This window comes from Cellulophaga sp. Hel_I_12, from assembly GCF_000799565.1.
In the GTDB taxonomy this organism is placed as follows: Bacteria; Bacteroidota; Bacteroidia; order Flavobacteriales; family Flavobacteriaceae; genus Cellulophaga.
This window is the reverse complement of record NZ_JUHB01000001.1, coordinates 3,655,506-3,681,114: the sequence shown is the minus strand read 5'-3', so window position 1 is coordinate 3,681,114 and position 25,609 is coordinate 3,655,506. Positions and strand designations below refer to the sequence as shown.

Annotated in this window: 18 protein-coding genes; 9 read left to right on the top strand and 9 right to left on the bottom strand. The window is 34.7% G+C overall.

From position 1 onward, the window contains the following. The first annotated feature begins 235 nt into the window (after positions 1-235). The 4 genes from GQ45_RS15950 (at position 236) to GQ45_RS15935 (ending at position 5,130) form a co-directional block, all read left to right on the top strand. The gene (locus tag GQ45_RS15950; protein ID WP_047419515.1) at positions 236-754 is read left to right on the top strand and encodes a DUF2975 domain-containing protein; all 519 of its coding nucleotides are present in this window, start codon (positions 236-238) and stop codon (positions 752-754) included. 2 nt (positions 755-756) lie between these two features. Next, entirely contained in the window at positions 757-963 is a 207-nt protein-coding gene (locus GQ45_RS15945) for a helix-turn-helix transcriptional regulator (RefSeq protein ID WP_047419513.1), read from the top strand. Positions 964-1,067: 104 nt separating this feature from the next. Continuing rightward, positions 1,068-1,943: an ABC transporter ATP-binding protein gene (locus GQ45_RS15940; RefSeq protein ID WP_047419511.1), complete on the top strand. Its 876-nt coding sequence runs from the start codon at positions 1,068-1,070 to the stop codon at positions 1,941-1,943. Between the two features lies 1 nt (position 1,944). Next, positions 1,945-5,130 (top strand): M1 family aminopeptidase, encoded by a 3,186-nt coding sequence (locus GQ45_RS15935; RefSeq protein ID WP_197056974.1) that lies wholly within the window; start codon positions 1,945-1,947, stop codon positions 5,128-5,130. Positions 5,131-5,499: 369 nt separating this feature from the next. On the opposite strand, the gene GQ45_RS15930 is transcribed toward GQ45_RS15935, so the two are convergent. From GQ45_RS15930 to GQ45_RS15885, 9 genes are all read right to left on the bottom strand, one after another. Then, positions 5,500-6,629 (bottom strand): IS3 family transposase gene (locus GQ45_RS15930; protein ID WP_156125453.1). Its coding sequence is split into 2 segments (ribosomal slippage): positions 5,500-6,368 and positions 6,368-6,629, totalling 1,131 coding nucleotides; the frame shifts between segments, so codons are not numbered across the junction. A gap of 148 nt (positions 6,630-6,777) precedes the next feature. Beyond that, a complete protein-coding gene (locus tag GQ45_RS15920) occupies positions 6,778-7,158 on the bottom strand; it encodes a DUF6876 family protein (RefSeq protein WP_047419504.1) in 381 nt (126 codons plus the stop codon). 88 nt (positions 7,159-7,246) lie between these two features. Continuing rightward, complete coding sequence (locus GQ45_RS15915) at positions 7,247-7,591, bottom strand: single-stranded DNA-binding protein (RefSeq protein WP_047419502.1); 345 nt, start codon at positions 7,589-7,591, stop codon at positions 7,247-7,249. A 1,022-nt stretch (positions 7,592-8,613) separates the two neighbouring features. Beyond that, complete coding sequence (locus GQ45_RS15910) at positions 8,614-9,738, bottom strand: formylglycine-generating enzyme family protein (protein ID WP_047419501.1); 1,125 nt, start codon at positions 9,736-9,738, stop codon at positions 8,614-8,616. Positions 9,739-9,875: 137 nt separating this feature from the next. Then, positions 9,876-11,294 (bottom strand): cytosine permease, encoded by a 1,419-nt coding sequence (locus GQ45_RS15905; RefSeq protein ID WP_047419500.1) that lies wholly within the window; start codon positions 11,292-11,294, stop codon positions 9,876-9,878. A gap of 12 nt (positions 11,295-11,306) precedes the next feature. After that, positions 11,307-12,458 carry an alpha-hydroxy acid oxidase gene (locus GQ45_RS15900; RefSeq protein ID WP_047419499.1) on the bottom strand — a complete coding sequence of 384 codons (1,152 nt, stop codon included), beginning with the start codon at positions 12,456-12,458 and terminating at the stop codon, positions 11,307-11,309. A gap of 14 nt (positions 12,459-12,472) precedes the next feature. Then, complete coding sequence (locus GQ45_RS15895; protein WP_047419498.1) at positions 12,473-13,843, bottom strand: FGGY-family carbohydrate kinase; 1,371 nt, start codon at positions 13,841-13,843, stop codon at positions 12,473-12,475. 9 nt (positions 13,844-13,852) lie between these two features. Further along, complete coding sequence (locus tag GQ45_RS15890) at positions 13,853-15,133, bottom strand: sugar isomerase (protein WP_047419496.1); 1,281 nt, start codon at positions 15,131-15,133, stop codon at positions 13,853-13,855. 67 nt (positions 15,134-15,200) lie between these two features. Continuing rightward, on the bottom strand, positions 15,201-17,306 hold the full coding sequence (locus GQ45_RS15885; RefSeq protein ID WP_047419495.1) for a bifunctional rhamnulose-1-phosphate aldolase/short-chain dehydrogenase: 2,106 nt from the start codon (positions 17,304-17,306) through the stop codon (positions 15,201-15,203). A gap of 198 nt (positions 17,307-17,504) precedes the next feature. Here GQ45_RS15885 and GQ45_RS15880 point away from each other — a divergent pair, with 198 nt between their 5' ends. The 5 genes from GQ45_RS15880 (at position 17,505) to GQ45_RS15860 (ending at position 25,560) form a co-directional block, all read left to right on the top strand. Next, a complete protein-coding gene (locus GQ45_RS15880) occupies positions 17,505-18,551 on the top strand; it encodes a GntR family transcriptional regulator (protein ID WP_047419493.1) in 1,047 nt (348 codons plus the stop codon). Positions 18,552-18,641: 90 nt separating this feature from the next. After that, positions 18,642-20,765: a DUF5722 domain-containing protein gene (locus GQ45_RS15875; RefSeq protein ID WP_052188284.1), complete on the top strand. Its 2,124-nt coding sequence runs from the start codon at positions 18,642-18,644 to the stop codon at positions 20,763-20,765. A 5-nt stretch (positions 20,766-20,770) separates the two neighbouring features. After that, positions 20,771-22,495 carry a hypothetical protein gene (locus GQ45_RS15870; RefSeq protein ID WP_052188282.1) on the top strand — a complete coding sequence of 575 codons (1,725 nt, stop codon included), beginning with the start codon at positions 20,771-20,773 and terminating at the stop codon, positions 22,493-22,495. 10 nt (positions 22,496-22,505) lie between these two features. Beyond that, positions 22,506-24,008, top strand: a complete 1,503-nt coding sequence (locus GQ45_RS15865) for a sulfatase (protein WP_047419491.1) — start codon at positions 22,506-22,508, stop codon at positions 24,006-24,008. Between the two features lie 40 nt (positions 24,009-24,048). Next, positions 24,049-25,560 (top strand): sulfatase, encoded by a 1,512-nt coding sequence (locus tag GQ45_RS15860; protein ID WP_197056973.1) that lies wholly within the window; start codon positions 24,049-24,051, stop codon positions 25,558-25,560. Positions 25,561-25,609: the final 49 nt, after the last annotated feature.

Below are 25,609 nucleotides of genomic sequence, written 5' to 3'. Positions count from 1 at the left end.
AATTTGAAATTCCTACGGATTACTCAAAACTAGTTTTTATCTGAAATGTTCGTTCCGAAAAACTTTTATGCCAACTGGTAAGGGTTACAATTCATTTAAAAACATTATCTGCGACACTCCCAAAATAACTTCCTCAAAATAATTGATACCTCTGCTAAATAATTTTTTTGACAATTAATTATTGTATTACAATAATTAATTGTTTATTTGCGGTAATAAATTAAATTTCATTCAGATGAAGAATGTCAAAATCATTTCTACAATTTTGTTTTATATCACAAGAATAATAGCCATCTTGTATATTTTGGTCACAATTTATGCGCTTGTTTCATTAGTAACCGGATGGAGCTACATTACCAGAGACAACGGAGAAAACTTTGCGGTCTGTTATCCCTTTACCGAGACCCGATTTCTACTTGGGGAGAACAATTGGAACTATAAAATTTTCGAATTTCTTATTCCGATTGGCGCTTATGGTATTTTCTTTTTATTGGTCAGTAATGTGTTCAATGCTTTTAAACAACCCAAACTGTTTACTGAGTATGGTGTAAAACAACTAAAATGGTTTTGTTTAGCAAATATTTTTGTGCCTTTAATCATCATTTTATTTGCCTTGATTTTCACTGGTAACATAGAAGATGGATTGGAATGGGCTGGGGTAATTCACTTTTTCCTTGGTGTCTTTGCTTATTTCCTTTATGCCATTTTTAAACAAGGCTTCAATCTACAGAACGAACAAGATTTATATATATAGTTATGGCAATAGTAGTAAACATAGATGTTATGCTTGCCAAACGAAAGATGCAAAGCAAAGAATTGGCAGAAATCCTAAATATTACACCGGCTAATTTATCCATACTAAAAACTGGTAAAGCCAAAGGATTTCGGTTCGATACTTTAGAAGCTATTTGCAAAGCATTGGAATGTCAACCAGGCGATATTATGGAGTACGTAGAAGAATAAAATTCAATCAATTTTAAATTACAATTATCAACAGTTTTTATTTTGTTGACAGGTATCACTTTGTCTAAATGTTAGCATAAATCAATCATCAAATCAATTAAAAAATGAACAGTTTAAAAATCAAAAATCTTACAAAAACATATGCCAATGGCGTTAAAGCATTGAGCAATATTTCACTTGAAATCGAAAACGGAATGTTTGGCTTGTTGGGACCAAATGGCGCAGGGAAATCTACCTTAATGAAAACCATAGTCGGTTTGCAACAACCCGATAGTGGTTCGGTTTTATTCAATGATAAAGACCTAATTGAACATCCGACATTCATCAAAAAGCAATTAGGCTATTTACCCCAAGATTTCGGTGTTTATCAAAATATATCGGCATACGACTTACTCAATCATTTGGCTATTTTAAAAGGATTAAATGATAAAAGTACTCGAAAAGAACAAATATTGTCACTGCTGGAAAAAACCAATTTATTGGAGCAAAAAAACAAATTCGTTAGTACCTATAGTGGCGGAATGCGTCAGCGTTTTGGGGTTGCACAAGCACTTTTGGGCAATCCAAAGATTATCATTGTCGATGAACCAACTGCTGGTCTCGACCCTGAGGAACGAAACCGTTTCAATAATTTGTTAAGTGAAATTGGAGAAAATATCATCGTAATCCTATCAACACATTTGGTGGAAGATGTAAGAAATCTTTGTACAAAAATGGCAATTATCAATAAAGGACAATTGCTATTGACTGGTAACCCTGAACAGTTTGTTACTGAAATTAATGGCAAAGTTTGGAAGAAACATATTGATAAAAATGAACTACACGAATATCAAAATCAATACAAGATTATTTCTACCCAATTACAAGCTGGCAAATTGAGCATTAAAGTTTTTGCTAATGAAAATCCGCTAAACGGATTTATGCAAACCGAAGCCGATTTAGAAGATGTTTATTTCACCACATTACAAAAACTTCAATAAAATGTTACATCACTTAATTTTATTCGAATGGAAATTTTATGGTCGTAAAATTTCATTTTATGTAATGCTATTATCGTTTCTTGGTTTGGGCATCTTGGTTGGAACTTCTGCGGGAGTTGCATTTCCAAATATCACATATAATTCCCCTTATGCCATCAATTTCATATTGGGGTTGTTTTCATTGGCAAGCCTTTTTCCCATAGTAATAATGGCTTCCCAAAGTTTATTGAGAGAAAAAGACAATCACTTTGAACAGGTATTGTATGCGACCCCGATTACCGTCAGAAACTATTTTGTGAGTCGATTTTTATTGGTTTTTGGAGTTGCTGTATTGACGTTTCTACTGTTTCTTATGGGTTATGTGTTTGGGCATTTAATGGAAATGGAAAACGGCGAAAATTGGGGAATTTTTGGTTTTAATTATTATCTAAATTCTTTCTTGTTAATTGTACTTCCCAACATCTTTTTATGCACGGTAATTGTTTGTTGCACAGCTTGGTTAAGCAAAAGTAAAATGCTTATTTATTTAAGTGGATTGGGCATTTATGTGATGTATATGGTAAGTTCCATTTTTTCAAATTCGCCTTTATTGGCTAATGCTTCACCAGTTTCTGATGGTGCCATGAACCTTTCAGCAAAGTTAGACCCATTTGGGATGGCTGCTTTTTTTGAACAAACCCGATATTGGACTGCATTGCAAAAAAACACAATGGTTCTAGAACTTTCGGGGAACTTGCTATTCAATAGGATTACAATTATTTTAGTGGCCCTTGCCCTTTTATATATTGCCTATAAACGCTTCCGATTCAAAACTTCAAACAAGCAAAAAAAGAAAGTTGAAGCCGTAAATGAATTAACTGATAGAAAATATGTTTACACCAGAAAGGCAACAAAATCGAACGGAAAAAAAAATTTCATCTCAACAATTTTCTCTTTTTTAAAAATAGATTTAAAATCAACCCTTAAAAGCATACCATTCGTTTTACTGATTACCATCACCCTATTTATAGTAGGTATGGAAATGTACGGCGCAATAGAAGGAGGTATTCGATTACCACAGTATTTCGCAACCACAGCTTTAATGATAAATACGATTTTGGCAACAATTCCTTTCCTATTGTTATTGGCAATGCTTTTTTACGGAAGTGAATTGGTTTGGAAAAGTAAAAGTGTCAACTTTTCAGCAATCGAGTATTCAACACCATTTTCAAATTCGGCTTTGTTCCTTTCAAAATTTGGTGTAGTATTTGTCATTTCTTTGATTTTGATAGTTGTATGTGTTGTTGTAGGTATACTATTTCAGATTTCATATCAGTATGCAATCATAGATTGGAGTACTTATTTTTCCTTGTTTTATTTCATTGGCTTGCCTGCATCGCTTTGTGGTCTTGTGATTATTGCTTTTCAATATCTTATAAGAAACAAATACATAGCACTTGCTGTTTCTGCCATCTTCTTGGTTTTGACAAATACATCTTTAGGAAAAGCATTTGGATTTGAACATCCACTATCCAGATTTGCCAATTTTCTACCTGATGCTTTTAGTGATATCAATGGTTTAGGATACTTCCCAAAAGTCTTTTCGGTTGCTATGTTGTACAGCTTTTCTTTTGCAGTTTTACTTTCCCTTTTGGCCATTCTTTTTTTGAACAAATCGGGTTTGAAAATAAAATGGAAATCATTTACGATATTAATTTTACCCTTTTTAATAATGCTACTATCTGGAATTTACATTTTCACTAAAAGTGGTGTGGTTTCCGAAGTCCTTCAGTTGAATTGGCAACAGGATTATGAAGAAAAATACAAATTTTACAAAAACAAATCGCAACCCAGTATTACCGATGTAAAAACCAGCATTGATTTATATCCAGAAGATAATAGTTATAAAGTACAAGGCACCTATATTTTGGTCAACAAAACCCAATCTGAAATTTCGGAAATTTTAATAGCCACCTCCAAAGACATCACCTGGAATACCGTTACTTCATCGCAATTGACTTTAGTAAAAAAAGATGAAGAATTTGGACAGTACCTATTCAAGACAAATCAAAAAATGGTAGCTAATGATACTATTTCCATCTGCTTTAATTTTGAATATAAAATAGAACCTTTAAAAGGGCATCAATCATTTAATGCCATTGTGGAAAATGGAGCCTTTATACGAATTAGCAATTATTTTCCATCCATTGGTTATAATGCTGGAAATGAAATTGAAGATAAAGACGAAAGAAAAAAACGGGAAATGCCATTGCAGGATGCACTTGCAAAAGTGGATGCACCTTTGGCAAATCCATACAATTATGAATTTATAGATTTTGATGCTATTGTTTCCACTTCGATTGACCAAACGGCAATTTCGCTTGGAGAATTAGTAAAAAATTATTCAAAGAACAATCGAAATTATTTTCAGTATAAAGCCAATACTATTCCGTTCCGGTTTGCAGTGTCTTCAGCAAAATATGCTATTAAAAAATCGAATTATAAGGATATTGCAATCGAAATTTTTCACGAACCCAAGCACCATCAAAATATTTCGCATTTAGTCAATAGCATAAAAAAAACATTGCAGTATTGTGAAACAAATTTTGGAAATTATCCCTACAAAACAATTCGATTCGCTGAAATCAGTTCTTTTACTAGAGGTTTTGCAGCAACGGCTTATCCAGCAACTATTTATATCAATGAAGCACAATTCCATTTAAACTTATTGCAAGGGGAAGGCAGTGATGTAATCAATGAATTAGCAGGGCACGAATTGTCGCATCAATGGTGGGGAAATGCACAATTACAACCCGATTATAGAGAAGGAAGTGGTGTGCTTACAGAGACATTGGCACAATACACGCAATTGATGTTGTACAAAAACGACTACGGTAAAGAAAAAATGCTGGAAATGGTCAAGCTTTATAAAGATATGTATGAAAGTGAAAAAGCATTTAGTGGCGAAGAGCCTTTGTATAACTCAAATCCAAATAATGCCAATGTCATATACAACAAAGGTCTGGTAAAAATGTATGAATTGTATTTGTTAATTGGCGAAGAGAAAATCAATTTGGCTTTAAAAAGGCTGTTAACCAAACATACATTTCCCTTACAACCAGCCACAACAATGGACTTGATTGAAGAATTGAAAATGGTTGCCAAAAAAGAAAATCATAAAGAATTAGATAATATATTTAGGGAATGATAAACGTTTGAATCAAGTCTGAAGTGATTAAGATAAGGTATGTTAAGAAAAAAATGCGAATAACTAAGTATATAAAAAATTGCTATTAAGTGATTAATTCATTGGCTTTTTCATATTTTTATGATCTTTGTTAATTCGAAAATTAGTGCCAATCTACACGGAATTTTTCATACACTAAAGGCTGCAGGAATTTGGTACGTTAAAGGGACATCCTTTGCAAAGTAAAAGGTACATAGTTTACACTTTATAGAGTTATAATTTTTTAGTATAACAGTTAATTATTAATATTCATGAAGATTTTTTTATAAACTTTAATGTATTGACTGATATAATATATTAAATATGTAAGCTTCCCTTAAATAGAACTGCTTATTTTTCCAAAATTACATTATTTATTTTGTTTTTAATTCCTCTGGGGCTAGCCCCAGAGGAATTAAGTTTTGCGTATTTTACCGGAGGGATTTTCCCTAGACTATCGTGTGGTCTCTTATGATTATAATCATCCATCCAAATTTGGGTTTGTTCTCTTACTTGATGTAGGTCTTCAAATATATACTTGTTTAAAACTCCACGCCTATAGGAGCCATTAAAACGCTCGATAAAAGCGTTTTGAGTTGGCTTTCCTGGTTGAATGTATTTAAACTCTATTTCGTGCATATGGCTCCAATCATTTGTGATATGTGCTATAAACTCTGGACCATTGTCCATCCTTATTTTTTTGGGCTTTCCTTTTTTGTTGATTAAATGGTTGAGTACCCAAACGATGCGATTGCTTGTTAATGAAAAGTCTATTTCAATATGAAGTGCCTCTCGATTAAAATCATCAATGATATTAAATGCCCTAAAGCGTCTCTTGTTTTCTAGGACATCCGTTACAAAATCCATACTCCAAGTATGGTTCAGTTTATTTGGAACTTCTAAGGGCTCCATAACCCTGGCAGGTAAACGTTTCTTTACTTTTCTCCGCAATGGAAGTCCTAATGCCACATAAACACGATGTACACGTTTATGATTCCAAGGCTTGCCTTCTTCTCGTAAACGGTCATAAGCCTTCCAAAATCCTTCTTCTGAATGTTCCTTTGCTTTTTGTTGGAGTGATTCTTCTATGGCCGAATCATCTTTTGGTAATGGCCTATAGTAGTAAACACTCTTACTCATATTGAGAACACGACACGCCCTACTGATGCCGTAATGAACAAGCTCTTTGGCTATGTTTCTTTTTCGGTAAGGCTTTAAAGCTTTTTTTCAATAATCTCCTTTGCCATTTGATGGTCTAGTGCTAGGGTAGCATAAATCTGTTTGAGTTTAAGGTTTTCTTCTTCTAGCTCCTTGAGTCTTTTTAATTCCTTAGAATTCATTCCTGCATACTTAGAACGCCACTTATAAAAAGCAGCAGCACTTACTCCATGCTCACGGCTAATTTGGTCGACACTCTTACCACCATCGAATTCCTTAAGGATCTTTGCAATCTGAGTGGGTGAAAATTTACTCTTTCTCATACTGTTCAAAATTAAGATTTATATTCTACTTTTAAACAGTTCGGTTTTAAGGGAAGCTTACATTTGAGGCTTCCAAAATTCAGTTTTGTGCTTATTCCTTTAAATCCGTAAAATTTTATATACCATGGCTTACTATTTTATAATTAGTTTAGTATTCGCTTGGTAACATCAGTATATTATTTACAAAAAATAAGCGAAGTTCGTCTAATGGAAAATGGGTCACATGATACCATTGTTTTTGTAAAAGATTACCATTACCATCAGAATAACTAATTTCTGCTTGGTACCCTGTAGTCTCTAATTTTTCGATGGGAGTTTTTTTGAAATCTATCCTGATAAATTCACTCCGATTCATCAAACTTTTTGCTATTAGGGAAGTATCAGTAATCAGCCAAAAACATTCGGCAACCTCGGACAAATATTTTAGCCCATCCGTAAATCGGGTTCGTAATACTGGTATTTGATAAAACATTTCTGTACCCTTAAAATGTTGTAATTGTTCTTTAATTTCGTTAATTTGCGCTTTCATTATTTTTCTTTAAAAGATTAATATTGAACTAAATACTTTAAAAAAAAGGGCGTTTAATTTCGGGGACGCCCTTTGATTTTCCTAAGCTTTACTTATCGTTTTTTCTTCCTAGCAATAGAATTTCTTTTGCTTCTACTTCGGTCACATAACGCTCGCTACCATCTTCGGTAGTGTAGTTTCGAGTTCTGAGTTTTCCAGTTACTCCTAACTCCTTTCCTTTACTCACAAATTTTTCGATGATTTCGGCAGTCTTACCCCAAGCTACAACCGTATGCCAATCTGTATTCTGAACTTTTTCGCCTTTGCTATTTTTATAGCTTTCGTTTGTAGCGATAGAAAACCGAGCTACTTTTTTGTTGTTGGCAAGGTTTGTAATGGTTGGCTCTTGTCCAACATTTCCAATTAACTGTACAAGATTTTTGATACTTTTCATATTAAAATATTTAAATGATTTATACTTCCCCTATTGATTTATTAGGTTCCCTTATACAAGGGAATGAAATTAAATTTTAAGGGGTGTTTGTTCTTTTCTTCTGTGCGTAACACAATGGATATAGTGGGTTTTGTCAAGACTTTTCGGGAACAAATCAGGTGTGTTTGCGACGTAGTAAAACCCTTGGGTTTTCAAGGAAGTAGAAACCTTATTTTTCACTAAAACTTGTATAGTCTTGATAAGTTCCATAAGGACATTAGCAATTCTTTTAAGCGCAGTTGCGTTTGAGCGTACCGATAGTTAAGTGAAATAAGTAGCAGTGTTTAATCTAGAATTGGTTATGTCCGGCCTGTTTTTCGACGCCCTGAAAAACAACTAAGGCTTTATCCATTATAAACCCCTTAAAATCTGCAAGGCAACTGTTTGATTTTTATGGATTTTCGAGTAAGGGCTCAAGAAGACCGCGCCGAACATCCGGTTAAGAAAATCAAGGCGATGGCTTTCCTATTAAAAAGCGGACTTAATTCACGATTTTGGCTTAGGAATGAAATGTTCCTTACCAGAGCATCGGGAAGGATTAATAGAATGGAAAGCTAAAATCGGGGATTGTGTCCAAGATAGTTGAAGGGAAGCTCTTTTCCCGGAATGTAGCTTTTTTGCGGAATGCAGGGGAATGTGCTGAAAGGTTTATAAATCCTTATCTCTCCTTATATAGAATTTAGGCGGACTTAATTTCAAATTTGTAGAATAAAAATGAAACGATTTCCGTTTTTGGCCGGGCTTAGCGCAATGGAAACCGGATTCTAGGGGATTGTGTGTAAGACTTTCCAATTATACATATTACCTTTTTTATCAATAGAAACGCAATAAAGCGAAGTATGAGTTATACTATTTTGTTCTTTGAAACATAAATAAATGTTCTTTTTGAAAATATTTTTGTTTTTATAAAATCATCATTCAAACTATCGAAAATTTTATCTAAGCACTAATAAAATCTATTGAAATCTATACTAAGTAAAGCATTATTTTTTTAACAACATGTTAGGAGTTGCTACCGTTCTAAAACCTAAATGTTCTGCCGAAGAATCTACACTATTTCCCATTCTTGATGAAACTCTATAACTAGCACAGTACACATCACTACATAAAAAAGAACCTCCTTTTATTACTCTTTGCTGTAAATATGAGTTGTTTGGGTCATAAGCTCTTTCTGCTCCTTTAGGGTTTTTAATTGTTTTATGCAATGCCGTAATTTCTTTATAGTACCTAGTATTATACCAATCTGTTGTGAACTCCCATACATTTCCCGTCATATCATACAAACCAAAAGTATTAGGCGGATATGATTTTACAGGTGCCATTCTTTCAAAACCATCTTTTAATGTATTCATCACTGGGAATTCCCCTTCCCAAGTATTCGCCATTTTTGATAATTGAGATAGATCGTCCCCCCAAAAATAGGTTGCATTCGTTTTATTTCCTCTAGCGGCATATTCCCATTCGGCCTCTGTTGGTAATCGTCGATTGGCCCATTTACAATAAGCTTTGGTATCTTCAAATGCAACATGAACAACGGGATAATTCTCCCTCCCTTCTAAATTACTTTTTGGACCTAAAGGATGCCGCCAATTAACACCTATTGACCATGCCCACCATTGTGAAAAGTCATATAAATTTGGAACTGTTGCTTTTGCTTTTTTGAAAAGTAATGATCCTGGTTGTAGAATTGAATCATTAGGTTTAGGTGTGTCTTGCGGTAATTGTTTCTTCATTTCTTCCCAATCAATTGGCCTTTCGGCTACTGTAACATAACCTGTTTCCAAAACAAATTTTGAAAATTCCGAGTTTGTAACCTCTGATATATCCATAAAGAATCCATCAACTGCAACAGAATGTTGCGGTTTTTCATGATCCATTGCCATCTTATCTTGAGGTACAGCTCCTTGCAAAAAAGTTCCTCCTTTAATCCAGACCATACCATCTGGTGGATGATTAATTAAGCTGTCTAAGGTTGTTGAATTAGTAATTGAAGCTTTCGAAGAAATACTGAAAGTTTGCTTTTTATTGTTTTTTGTAGATTTATTATTACAAGCAAACACCATAGAAATAAGAAGAAATGTTATAAATTGGAATCTGAAATTTTCCATTGAATAAAATATATTTTGAAGGAATAAAAAACTAAATCTAATCTTTTTTAATTACTAATTACATTCATATTCTTGATTAATTAATATGTATAAATTGAAAAAAACGCTATAAAATTATCGAACGTATCAAATTAAAATTATGTATTAATTTTTTTTTGAGAATATCGACTAAACACTATAAATAGAATACCACACAACAACCAAGCTGGAAGCGTTACAAACGATAAGAAAACATTAAACTGGATTGATATAAAGTAGAATATACTGAAGCTAATTGCCCAAGCCCAAAATACAGAACTATTAAAACTTATGTTTGCTTTCTCAGCATAGGTTTTAATAATCCCTGCTTTTTTATAAAAGAAATGTTCAAATACGATAATAGCACCAAAAGGGGCTAGAATAAATCCATATAACGCTACAAAACCTAATAATTTCATAGCAAAGGCAGGAAATAAACCTGCAATAGTAGCAATAGTACCTGCAATAATCGTAACCCAAAAAGTCGATACTTTAGGAATAATCGCTTGGAAAGCTAAGCCGGCTCTATAAATGGTTGGGTTTGCTGTTGTCCAACCTGCTAAAACAACGGCAATAATTCCAAAAATACCAATAGCGTTGTGCGCAAGCGGTCCTGGTGCTACTGGAGGTGCTTCCCCATTATTTAAAAAAGCCATAGCCTCAGGTGACTTTAGGTATACCGCATATAATAATGCAGCAGCAATCCAAGCCATATAATGCCCTACATACATTCCTGCCGCGGTTGTCCACCCGGCACTAGCCTTTTTGGAAAAACGAAATACGGATAAATCAGACATTCCTACATGCATAGCAGCATTGGCAAACCAAGACCAAATCACTACGTGCCAAAAGGTGTATTTTATTTGACCAGGAAAAGGTTCTGAACCTTCTCCCCAGATATTCCAAAAATCAGTAAAATTAGTTACGCCTAATTGACTTAAAGCAACAATGCCACAAGCTATAAATGCAATAACAATAATAGGAGACATCCAGTTAGCTGCCTTAGAAACAGTATCATACCCCTTGGAGGCAATTAATGAAATTACTGCTCCAATAGCGATCACAATAATAATCCATGTAGCACCATTAGGCATGGTATCGGTTAGTTTTGGCATCTCCATATCAAAAGGAATACCCACCGCCGTAGCAGAAACCGTAATCATAGAACCTGCTAAAAAGCAAAATAAAATTCCGTTAGCAAGGTTATAGCCAGTAACCAATTTTTTACCACAAATTTTTTCTAACTGGTAGTATAATGTTAACCTGTTTTTTACCGCAATTTCTGCTGTTAAAAAGCGCCAGCTTAATACTGCTAAAAGATTCCCTAGTAATAAACCAATTATAAGGTCAAAAGCACTTACCCCAGCAGTTAAAAACAAAGGGCCAATCATAAATTCAGTTCCCGCGGCGTGTTCTCCGGCATACATCCCTAAAAAACTTTGCCATCCTTTTAATTTCGATGGGGGAATTGGCTCTCTTTCGAATTCGCCACCTACGATACGCTCGATAACTTCTTCTTCTATATTGAATTGGCTCATGGTTAGTTTTACTTAATTGGTGATTAAATGTTTTGGTAAATCTTCTACTTTTTCACAGCATAATTGGTCCATGACCTGCTTAAATTGTGTTTTAAGGATTGATATGGTATGGTCTCCTCCTTGATTTCCTAAAGCACCACAACCATAAAGGAATGATCTTCCCATAAAGGTAAACTTGGCACCAGATGCGATAGCTCTGGCAATATCAGGACCAGAGCGTAAACCGCTATCCATCATTATTTCAATTTGATCGCTATATTTTTTAGTGATTTCTTGTAAAGAGTTAATAGAAGATTCTGCAGCATCAAGCTGTCTACCACCATGATTAGAAACAATAATGCCATCAAAACCCAAACGAATAGCGTCTTGTGTGTCTTGTTCAGAAGCAACACCTTTTAACACTAGCTTTCCTTTCCATTTATCACGAATTGGCTTTATACGCTCTTCATTTAATCGTCCTGAAAAGGTTCTATCCATAAACTGCCCTAACTGCTTTAAGTTTAAACCTTCTGGTGTATAAGGTTTTAAAGTTTCAAAAGTGGGTTGACCGTATTTTAAGGTGTTATAAGCCCAAGTCGGTTTTCCTAATATTTGTAAAATATTGGTAATCGACATTTTGGGTGGTAAAGCCAATCCGTTACGGATATCTCTTGGCCGATATCCAAAAGTGGGTACATCACACAATAATACTAAAACGGGACAACCAGCAGCTTCGGCTCTATTGATAATATCATCTCTTAGACTATCCTCTGCAGGGTTGTATAACTGAAACCAAGCGTTACCTTCGGTAAGTTCACTTGCAGTTTCAATATCCATAGTGGTTACCGTACTCAGAATAAAAGGAATGTTATGTTGGTGAGCCGCTTTTGCTAAAATCTGTGGGGAATTAGGCCACATTAAACCTTGCAAGCCTACTGGAGCTATTCCGAAAGGAGCGTCAAACTCCATTCCTAATACTTTTGTTTTTGTAGAACTTATACCTTCATTTCTAAGGTATCTGGGTTGTAATTGTACTTCTCTTATGTCGGCAGTATTTCTAACAATACTTACATCTTCATTACAACCACCATCTAAGTATTCAAAAGCAAATTTTGGAATACGCTTCATGGCTTTGTTTCGTAAATCGTCCATAGACGGGTAATCAGAATTAAATTTCATAGCCATTCGGTGCGTATTTTTTATTTTGATATAAAAGGAATATGTTTTTTTAAAGAATAATTCTTTTTTAAGAATTTAGAATTTAACTTGGTATCTGATATAGCAATGGCAGCACCCATAGCTGAACCTAAAGAGGAGTCTGTTGTTCTCAAGACCATATTTCGTAAATAATGCGATACTAATTTAATATACACATCATTATCACTGAAACCACCATCAATAAATAATTTTTCAATAGTATCATCGCCTGTTGCGATTTTTATACTTTCTACTTGTAATAAAACTAACTCTATCATTAAATGGTGATAGGCATGTTCAAATTTATCATAAGAAACAGTAGTTTCTTTAGGCATATTTTCATGCACAATACTTTTCCATTTAAAACTGTAATTAAAGTCTTTTATGATATCAAAAAAAGTATCATAATTAAACATTACAGTTTTATGATAGTCTTTATCTACCTCAAATTTATCTGACAATTCTTTTACTTGAAGACTATATTCATTACCTAAAAATAAGCGACTAGATTTAACAGGTTTTCCATTTATACGCATGTAATTAATACAATTTTTCTCTATATCTTCATTAGATAATAATTGTTCTGAAAATGGGTTAAGCGCAATACTCCATGTACCTGTTGATACTAAAATAAATTTTTCTTTTACACTTCGTACATAAGGTAAAAGAGCGGCAGAACTATCATGAATGCCAACACCTATTTTGATACGTTTGCCGTTATAGTTCATGTTAATACTGGTTTCAGTAGAAACAATAGGGGGTAGTTTGGTATGAATGCCTTCTTGATACACCCAACTATGGTAGTCTTTTTTGCTATAATCCCATAAACCTGTGTGACAGCCAATACTGGTGTATTCACTTAAAGGGATACCTGTAAATATATAGCTGATATATTGTGGAAGGTGCAACGAAAGAGCAATTTTTTGATAGACTTTAGGTTGGGTATGTTTTAACCAATAGAGTTGCATTCCTGAATTCAGCATTCCTGAATTAGAAGATCCCGTTGCTGTTGAAAATTCTATTTCTGGCCCATAGGTATCATAGAATTCTGTAATTAAGCTTTGATCTAAAGTTTTTGTATAATTATAAAGCGGGGTCACAACCTCTCCGTTTTCGTCTAAATGAACAAAACTGGCTCCATACGTTGAAAAATTAATAGCTATAATATTATATTCTTCTGCATGTAGAATTCTATCAAAAACTTCTTTTAACCAAATTTGTAAAGAGGCTAAGTCTTCTGTTGGATAACCGTCTTCATCTTCAATCAGCTCAAACCTTGTATATTCTCTATAAATTTCTTGAAAATCAGCATCAAAAAGAAAAAATTTCTTATTTGTTTTTCCAATATCAAATACAGCAGTTACCTTCTTCATGGTTATGTATTATAATCCCGATGCTACTGAATTTGCACCTCTTTCATCAATCAATTTTTTCCGTATTTGGAGTGTTCTATACGCTTCTATTGGGTTCAATGCACCTCCACGTACTAAACGAGCTTTAGCTAATAAAGGGCGAACATCTGTTCTGTACGCATTTTGAATTAGCTCTTGACATTTCACTACATCATGATTTTCTTGCGCTTCTTTTAATGCTTTTTGGTCTACTAACAGCGCTTTTGCATAGGCTTCTTGAATCGCTTCTAAAGATTGCATAATATCTTCTAAAGGATCTTTTATATTATGACTAGCATCGATCATCCAGGCAGGATACGGATTCTGTGGATTATTTTCCATCCCGTAAACCAAGGCATTAAATATTAAAAACAAGGCATAAGGTTTTATACTTCCAACGGTAACATCGTCATCACCATATTTACTATCATTAAAATGAAAACCACCTAGTTTCCCTTTTAACATTAACGTGGCTACAATTTGTTCAATATTCGTATTTGGTAAATGATGTCCTAAATCAACTAAGGTATAGGCTTTATCGCCACATTCGTTAGCCAACATGAATGAAGTTCCCCAATCTTGAATAACAGTACTATAGAAATTAGGTTCATAAGGTTTATATTCAATAAATAGCTTCCAATCCTCCGGTAATCCTCTATAAATTTCCTTTAAACTACCTTGTGTATGACTTAGTACGGTTTGAAAATTACTTTGGCCTGGAAAATTAGAACCATCAGCTAACCATACCGTTAAACTTTTTGAACCTAGTTTGTTGCCAATATTGATTACATCAATATTATGAGCAATGGCTTGATCGCGAACGGCCTTACTTGTATTGCTTAAAGAGCCAAATTTATAGCTCTCTTTGGCATTTTTTTGATCTTGAAAAGTATTAGAATTTACAGCATCAAATAAAATATTGTGGGAAGCCGCTTTTTCTTTAATTGCAGCATAATCATTAGGAACATCCCAAGGAATATGCAGCGATACGGCTCCTGCTGTTTGCGTAAGGGCATGAATCATCCCAATATCATCTATTTTTTGCTCTAAGTTTGATGGTTCTCCTTGGAAGCCAAAACGTCCAAAACGTGTTCCACCAGCGCCTAGAGCCCAACTAGGAATGGCTACTTGAAAATCAGCTAATTTTTTTACTAACTGATCAACATTTGATCCATTTTTTGTTAAACTGTTAGCAAGGAAATCAAAATCAGTCGTATGATTTAATAGGTCTTTTTTATTGCAATCTTCTATGTGTGTTTTGTCTAAACGCATTTATAGGTATATCTTAGTTATTAGATGAAATTTTTAAAGATAAAAGTTCTGTTTTTATCAAAATAATTTAACGTACGAAAGCATTCGCCATACCCCCATCAACATTAATAATATTTCCAGTAGACTTATCTAGAATTCCAACCAAAGCGAACACGCCATTTGCAATATCATCAGGTGTAATGATTTCATTTAGTAAGTTTCTTTTAGCATAAAAAGCAGGTAATTCTTCTACCGTAATGCCATTTGCTTTTGCTCTCCCTTCTGCCCAAGCACCTTCCCAAATTTTACTCCCTATAATAACACCATCTGGGTTTACAGTATTTACTCTAATTTTATCTTTACCTAATTCAGCGGCTAATAAACGTACCATGTGTTGTTGTGCTGCTTTAGCAGTACCATAGGCTACGTTATTAGGTCCAGCTACTAATCCGTTTTTACTAGCGATAGAAATAAAATTACCTCCTAAACCTTGCTGACGCATAATGGCTGCGGATTGCTTTGCTAAATAGAACTGACCTTTTACTAAAATATCTTGTAAAATATTCCAATCTTTATCTGTGGTATCTTCTAGAGCTTTTGAAATCGCTAACCCTGCACTATGTACTACGATATCGACACCACCAAACTCAATACATGCTTTTTTATAGGCAGAAGCAATAGATTCGGTCTTTGTTACATCACAAATAGCATAGGTTGACACATCTCTTTTATAAGTAGCGTTTGCCTCTATTAAACTTTCTTCGTTAATATCGGTTAACACCACATTAGCGCCTTCAGCGGCTAATTTATCAGCAATAGCTTTACCAATTCCACCACCCGCTCCAGTAACAAAAGCTACTTTGCGCGATAACGGTTGTTCTTTTGGCATACGTTGTAACTTTGCTTCTTCTAATAACCAGTATTCAATATCAAAAGCTTCTTGTCTTGGTAATGACGTATACGCCGTAATAGCTTCAGCACCTCGCATTACGTTAATAGCATTAATATAAAACTCGTTAGCCACACGTGTGGTTTGCTTATTTTTTGCAAAACTAAACATACCTACCCCTGGATATATAATAATTACAGGGTTAGCGTCACGCATGGCAGGACTATTCGCCTTTTTGCAGGTATTATAATAATCAGCGTATTCCTGTCTATAAGCCGCAAACGCAGGCTCTAATTTCTTTAAAATAGCATCAGCATCCGATAAATCTTCCTTTTTATCTAAGGTTAATACCAAAGGTTGAATTTTAGTTCTTAAGAAATGATCAGGACATGAAGTTCCCATGGGTGCTAAGCGTTCCAAATCATAACTATTAATATATTCCATCACCACATCCGTATCTGAAAAATGGCCAATCATTCTATTTTCTGAAGAACACAACCCTCTTAATAAAGGCATCATTTGAGCCGCTTTTTCTAAACGCTTTTCTTTTGGTAAGCTTTCAATTTTTTGTCCACCAAAAACACTCCCTTTTTCTTTTATCTTTTTTGCTATAAATTCAGAGGCCATTTCTATTACTTCTAAACTATTGATATAACACTCATAAGAAGTATCTCCCCAAGTAAATAAACCATGACTCCCTAAAACGATACCACGAATCCCTGGATTATCTGCTAAACATTTTTCTATTTGAAGTCCTAAATCGAACCCTGGACGTTGCCAAGGTACCCAGCCCATAGTATCTCCCCAAATTTCTTTGGTTACTTGCTCACTATTTTCCGCAGCCGCAACAGCAATAAGTGCATCAGGGTGTAAGTGGTCTATATGTTTAAATGGGAGTAAACCGTGGAGTGGCGTATCGATTGATGGTGCTTTGCTGTCCAAATCATAAATGCTGTGGTTAAACAAACCTACCATACGGTCTTCATCTTCTAAGCCCCCATATACATTCTTTAAATTACGTAAACGATCTACATAAATTCCGGCAATACCTGATCTATCTAAAGTGCCTATATCGCCACCAGAGCCTTTAATCCACATTACCTCAACATCTTCATTGGTGAGAGGGTCTTTTTCTATAGTTCTGCAGCTTGTGTTTCCTCCACCATAATTAGTTATTCTTAAATCTGCTCCGAGAATATTTGATCGGTATAAAAATAAAGCAACTTGGTCGTCACCTAATTCTGCCGCTTTTTTTTCATCCCAAAGATAATCGACATATTTAAATTGTTTCAGAGAACCACTCATATTATAAATCTTAAAATATTATATTATTGCTGCTAAAGTAAAATAGTAAAGTTGTGTTTCTATCCTGTACTGTACCGCTAAATCTTGATAATTTTATTTTAACTAATCTAAATATAATTGTAATTAAAATGATATTTTCTCAAAAATCTATTTACTTTGTTGTCTAACTTATAATAAATCTACTAAAGAATTTACCCAATGGACATATTCAAATTCATTAAAATTGACGAAAACTCAAGAATCCCTAAATACAGGCAAATTGTGGATTCAATGATCTATAATGTTTCTCTTGGAAATTTAAAAATGGATCAAAAGATTCCATCAATTAATAGATTTAGTGAAGAATTTTATTTATCGAGAGATACAGTAGAAAAAGCCTATAATATTTTAAAGGAACGAAAAATCATCACCTCCATTAGAGGTAAAGGTTATTACATTAATAGGACTCAACTCTTGTCTAAAATCAACATTTTATTTCTTGTAAATAAATTGAGTTCCTATAAATTACAAACCTATAATTCTTTTATCAATGCCATAGGGACTAATGCCCATACGGATCTACACATTTACCATTGCGACGAATCACTTTTTTTGAATTTGATGGAAAAGCATAAATCGACGTATGATTATTACGTGATTATGCCCCATTTTAAAACAGAAGATTTAAAGCATATCAGTTTTACCGAGCCCGTTGTAAACGCAATAAAGAAAATACCTAAGCAAAAATTAGTCATCCTCGATAATATTAAACTCAATATGGATGGTGAAATTGTTGAGATTTATCAAGATTTTGAAAATGACATCTATAACGCTTTAAAAAAAGGCCTCACCAAAATTTCAACCTATCAAAAATTAATTTTGATATATCCAGATAAAGCCGTTTATCCTTTTCCTAGACGTATTTTACACGGTTTTAGAAAATTTTGTGTGGAATTCAATTTAAATTTTGAAATCTTGAGTGAGGTTTATGATGAGATGATCCTTAAAAAAGGTGACTTATTTATCACAATAGAAGAATCTGACTTGGTTAATTTAGTGAAGCAAATTAGAGATGATGAATATATTATGGGCAAAGATATTGGTGTCATTTCTTATAATGATACGCCGTTGAAAGAACTTTTGGGCATAACGGTTATGTCTACAGATTTCAAGGTGATGGGAGCATCAGCGGCTCAAATGATTTTAGACAAGAAGAAAGGAAAATTTAAAGTCCCTTTTAATTTTATTGACAGAAACTCCATATAAGATACTTCACTAAACAACCTCATCAGCATACCACAGGACAGTTATTTAAAATTGCTAAAGTAGTTTTAGGAATCATTCAAGATTCCGTTTATGAAAAAACTACTTAGTATTTTATTCGTTCTCCCTTGTTTTGCAATTGCTCAAAATGCTTCGGTTCAGTTATCTATTGACCTAGATAAAACCAATGATATTAAGATAGCATTTCAAGAAAACGAAATTTACGATATCACAACAACAGGTAAAAATCCGTATGTTTTGACAACACCATTAGTTTCAAAAACCTCTAAACCCAGCACACAACTGAGTTTTGAATATTTCTGTCCAACAGGTGTTGATTTTATCAAACTTCATTTTCTTCGTTCAGAAAAAGAAATTAGCTCAAAAAGAATAGGTGATGTGGGTTCAACGGAAGGTTGGGTAGAATTTAAAGTAGCTATTTCCGATGCTCTTGAAAACTGGGGAGAAATGAACGATGTAATTCGTTTGGATTTTGGCAATGCTCCCGATTTAAAAATTCAAATTAAAAATCTTCAGATTAGGGCATTGACTATTAGAGAAAAGGAAATTGAAGTCAACAAACAGGCCAAAAAAGAGGAAGAAGCTATTCTTGAGAAACATTTAAAAGATTATCTGTCAACAAACTTCCAAAATAAAGTCGAATATGTTTTGGCTACCGACAAGGAAATTCAAATAAAAGGAACAGTCTCTACGAATGATAATTACTACTTGGCTGAAGTCAGCCCCTACGAAAATGTGACCGAACTTAAAGCCTTTGAATTCATCGCACCGATTAAAACGGTTGGAAAATTCTTTGAAATGAATATAGACCGTACCATAAAAAGGCATGGTTTTAATCAGGATCGGGCTTTGTCAAAATGGGTTATTGTCACACAAAAAGACAACAACTATCAATTAGCCTCGGGTTCACGTTACGCCGATTCTATCGTGCCAAAATACACTCATAATTTTCTAAAGCCGTCCACAAAAAAAGGTCTTGGCGGTTACAGCGCCAATAGGGATGCGCCTATGTCTGATTTAGACGACTTAGGCATCACTAGTGCTACGGTAAATATTTGGATCACGCACTTCTTTATGTCTGGACCATCTCCAACCAATATGCCTTTTGAATATATGGGCAAAACCTATTATGTAGATAAAGTAAAAGTAAAAAGTTACGATGATACCTTATTATCAACCGCAGAACGGAATATTGAAGTCTCAGCAATTTTGTTAGTGGACAAAGCTACCAAAGCAAAAGACAAAGAAATAGGACGTATTCTTCAACATCCAGATTGTGATCCCGCAGGCATTTACAGTATGCCTAATTTTACTACGCCAGAAGGTGTACAATATTATTCCGCCGTTCTCGATTTTCTGGCTAACCGATATAGCCGACCTGATAAAAAATATGGAACGATTAATCATTATATCATTCACAATGAAGTTGATGCAGGTTGGGTTTGGACCAATGCTGGAGATAAAACCGCCTTAGTATTCATGGATCTTTATCATAAATCCATGCGAATGTCTCACAATATTGCCAGAAAATACAATTCAAATTCTAAAGTGTTTATTTCCTTGACACATTATTGGAACTGGACGTCCAATCCGCATTTCTACCATTCCAAAGAATTATTGGAGCAACTTTTACAGTTCTCAAAAACAGAAGGCGACTTTGAATGGGCAATTGCACAGCATCCATATCCTGAATCACTTAGAGAACCAAAAACTTGGTTGGACAAAAAAGTGAGTTTTGATTTTGATACCCAACTGATCACCTTTAAAAACACTGAAGTTTTAGATGCTTGGGTAAAACAACCCGAAGTGCTTTTTAAGGGTAAAACAAAACGTATTGTATATCTCTCAGAAAATGGCACCAATTCACCAACCTATAGTGAGCAGGATCTAAAGGAGCAGGCCGCTGGAATGGCTTATGCTTTAAAAAAGATAAAATACTTAGATGGCATTGATGGATTTCAATATCATAATTGGCAAGATAACCGTCGAGAAGGTGGTTTAAGGATTGGACTGCGACGCTTTCCTGATGACGAAGATCAACCAGGTGCTATAAAACCTGTTTGGAATGTTTATCAAGCCTTTGGGACAGACCAAGAAGATGAAGTTTTTGATCCATACAAGAAAATGATCGGCATTGAAAATTGGGATGAGATCAGACAAAAAGTAGATACAGGAAAAAAAAAATCCAAACCTTGAGGAATGTGCATAGCGATACTTGGGTGGCAACAGATGCCTTGGGAAGAAAACTTCCAACTTACGACGAATGTGGTCCGAAAAAAGAGGATCGTTTTGTAGGCATGTTTTATTTTATTACCCATAATGATCCCGACGCTCTAGGACCTTTTAATGTTAGCAAAATCATCGCGAAAAATCCTGAAAATCCTAAATGGGGCAGCGGCAGCCATTATTGGGGTGAACCTGAAATTGGATACTATCTCAATCAAGAAGAATGGGCCATTCGACGTCATGCGCTACAATTGACGGACGCTGGTGTAGACGTCATCATTATCGATGTGACCAACAATAAAACCTATTTTGAAGTCTATTCTACCATTTGTAAAGTCTTTAAAAAAATGCGTAGAGAAGGCGAACGAACCCCTGATATCGCCTTTTTAGGGAGCGAAATATCCGTTAACACATTATGGGAAGAATTTTATTCCAAAGGACGTTATAAAGATTTATGGTTCATTTGGAAGGGCAAACCACTTCTACTCTATGGCCAACATGAACAACCACAACGCCATTTAATCAACGATATTAAATTCTCTGAAGAGATCGAAAATTTCTTCACTCTGAAGCAAAGTTGGGCTTGGACCTCCTTACCATGGTATGAAGAAGGACAGGATGAATGGCCATGGATTGACCACTATCCGCAAGCAATATCATGGCACAATGATCCGTCAGAAAAAGAAATGGTACCTGTTGCTGTAGCACAACATCCATTATCAAACATGGGACGGAGTTTTCATAATTTTCACCAACCAGAACTCAACGAATTTGACTTGACACCTGTTACGAATAATGGATTATTTTTTCAAGAACAATGGAAAAGGGCTTTGGAAGTCGATCCTGAATTTGTTTTTGTAACCGGATGGAATGAATGGTCGGCTGGAAGGCAAACCATAAGATTCAATGTGAGTAAAGAATTGCAGCAATGGAAATTCTATCCTGGAGCACATTTAGGAAAAGTTGGAAAGAAACTACATCTAGGAGACTCCTATTTTATTGATCAGTACAATCAAGAATACAGCAGAGATATTGAACCTATGAAAGGCGGTCATACGGATAATTATTACTACCAATTGATGGCCAACATAAGAAAGTACAAAGGTGTAGAAAAACCTTCCTCCCAAACTTTTAAAGATATAGACCTGTACGAAAATTTTGAGCAATGGGAAGATATTGAGTCTATTTATTATGACCATATTGGAGACACTGAACATCGGCATAGTCAAAAACAGGGAAATGCTGGATCATATACCGACACTAAAGGACGAAACGATTTTGAACTTGCCAAAGTCGCCCACAATAACACCTCGGTATTTTTTTATATCAAAACCACAAATGACATCTCGTCTAACACAGATCCTTATTGGATGCTTTTGCTAATTGATACCGACCAAAACCCAAACACAGGTTGGAATGGCTATGACTTACTTATCAATAATGGGGTTAAAAACGAAAATACAACATCTCTCAAAACCTACCATCCAAACAAAGGATGGGTTTTCGTTGAAAACATTATGTATAAAAAAGAAGGCAATCAATTGATGTTAGAAGTACCACAAAAAATATTCAAATCCACAAAAGACCACTTAAGTTTTGACTTCCATTGGGTGGATCATCCATCAGCATTAAAAACCATTGATGATCTTATTCAAGCAGGAGATAATGCCCCAAGTAGAAGAGCTAATTATAGGTATTAAAATTTAAACTATGAGGAATATAGGAAGTATAGTGCTCATCACCTTACTGCTATTTAGCTGTAACAAGATTGAAAAAAAAGAAAAGCGACCACCGAACATTCTCTTTATTTTAGCCGATGATATGGGTTGGGCAGATTTACCAAATTATGGGAATCAATTCAACGAAGCTCCACACATTGAAGCCTTAGCGAAACAAGGAATGCAATTCAGCAATGCCTATGCGGCAAATCCTGTATGTTCACCAAGTAGAGCCAGCATTCAAACAGGCCAATATCCAGCACGAATAGGTCTTAACGATTTTTTACCAGGACATTGGAGGTCTTTTGAAAAACTTACCGTTCCATCCAATAAAACACAATTTCTCCCTTTAAGTTATGAAACCATTGGTGAAGTTTTGCAAAGTGCAGGATATAAAACAGGTTACTTTGGAAAGTGGCATTTGGGACATACGGAAAAACACCATCCCAAAAATCAAGGTTATGATGAAAGTGTGGTTTACAACGGAGGAGGATTTTTTGATTACAATAATCTGATGTCGCCAAAAACAGATTTTCCTCCGGGGAAGATCCTGTCAGAAGCACTTACTGATTTGAGTATTGATTTCATAAATAAAAATAAAGCACAGCCATTCTTTTTATTTTTAGCACATTATGATGTTCATGTTCAGTTAGATGCCCAATCTGAACTGATTGATAAGTATCTAAAAAAACCAAAACCGATAGATTATCCATCCAATGCTATTTATGCGGCGATGGTTGAAAATGTAGACACAAGTGTGGGTAGAATATTAAAAACCTTGAGCGAGTTGGATCTTGAAGATGATACCGTAGTCGTATTTTTTTCCGACAATGGTGGTTTGGTAACCCGTTACGATAAAATACCCTTGATTGCCAAAGAAAAACTGCACTATTACGAAAAGGACACGTTGCAATATATAGCATCTTCAAATAAGCCTTTGCGTGCAGAAAAAGGAACGCTCTTTGAAGGTGGTATAAGAGAACCACTCATCGTAAAATGGCCAAAAAAAATAAAGGCAGCTAGTACATCAGACGCTTTGGTGAGCAGTATTGACTTTTTTCCCACGTTTATTGAATTGGCAAAAACAAATCTTCCTAAAAATCAACTAATAGATGGCCAAAGTATTGTAAACACACTCTTGAACAAAGAAAATCATACAGAACGAACCCTCTATTGGCACTATCCTGTTTATCACCATGCAACACCTGCAAGTGCTATCAGACAAGGGGACTGGAAATTGATTTATTTTTATGAAGACGATCATGAAGAATTATTTAATCTTAAAGTTGATATTGGAGAGACAAATGATGTTGCAAAAAATCATCCCGAGAAAAAAGAAGATCTACTAAGATCTCTAAAAAATTGGATCAAAGACACTGAAGCATTAATACCCATTCAAAATCCTGATTTTAACCCAGAAAAAAGGGAAGTATGGACAAGGCATCCAAATTTTGATGACATGCTCAAAGGAACAATTACAACAAATACAAACTAAGCAACTCCTTATGAAAAAAATAAAATCATTTTTCTATTTTATGTTGGCACTATTCATTTTTGGTTGTCAATCTATTGCAGAAATAAAAGAGAAAGACCATAAAATCACCTCAAAACCTAATATCGTATTTGTTATTGCCGATCAATTAAGATCACACGAACTGAGTTCTTATGGAGGAGTTAATATTCAAACTCCTAATCTGGATCGATTAGCAGAAGAAGGCGTAAGAATGACCAACGCGGTTAGCACCTATCCCATTTGTTCCCCATTCAGAGGAATGCTGATAACAGGTCTCTATCCATTACACTCTGGAATCTCTAATAATGACCACCCCTTAAATCCTGACTTGCCATCATTTGCCAAAGCTTGCAAAGAAGTTGGTTATAATACTGCTTTTATTGGCAAATGGCATCTGGATGGGATTGGAAGAACATCTTATATACCTCCAGAAAGACGTTTAGGATATGACTATTGGCAAGCTTTAGAATGTACGCACGATTATTTTAATTCACCATATTATGACAATAATTCTAAAGAACTTGAATTTTGGGAAGGCTATGATGCTGAAGCACAAACAAAATCGGCACAAAGTTATATTGAAAACCGAGATAAAGAAAAACCCTTTTTTCTGACACTTTCCTGGGGTCCGCCACACGATCCATATATTGCTCCAGACGAATATCGAGACAAAATTATTGCCGAAAACTTAGTATTAAGAAAAAATATAACAGAGCATGAAATTGTAGATGAGCTGCAAAACAATCCTCGTTTTAAAATACCTGATAAATTTATTAAGAGCTTTAGCGGTCTCCGTAAACTTGCAAAAGACAAGCAAATGATCAAAGAACGTTACGCTGGTTACCTCGCCTCAATATTGGCTTTGGATGATTATTTCGGTAATTTAATGAAGACGCTTCAAAAAGAAGGAATACTCGACAATACTATAGTTGTTTTCACTTCAGATCACGGAGATCACCTCGGGTCACACCAGTTTTATGGTAAAAATACACCATTTTCAGAATCCATTTCAATACCTTTTTTATTACGATATCCAAAAGCTTTAAAAGCGAAAACAGTATCCGATGCTTTGCTTTCTCCCATTGACATGCTCCCAACTGTTTTGGGTTTAGCCAATCTTAAGCATTCAAAGGTTGACGGAATTGATTTAAGCAACATAATCAAAAAAGAACAAGATGATACCCGTGATGCTATTTTGCTTATGAATTTAACTCATTTTAATGGTACTAGCCTAATTAATGGCCTAGATACGTATAGAGGAATACAAACTAAACAATTTACGTATGCGCGTTATGAAGATAAAAGTCCCTGGTTATTGTATGACAATTTAAAAGACCCCTACCAGATGAATAATTTGGTTGGTAACCTAAGCTATAGTAAGTTGATCAAAAGATTGGATATTAAACTGGATGAATTACTGAAACAAGCCGGTGATCCTGAAAAAACGAAACTAATTTATGATCGAATAATCAAAGAAAATCCCAAACGACAACTGTTGCTTGATTTAAGAAATACAAATCCAAATAAATTTTAAGTTCGGAAATACTACATAGTAGCAGTACATAAAAAGGCTCTTTTTGTTT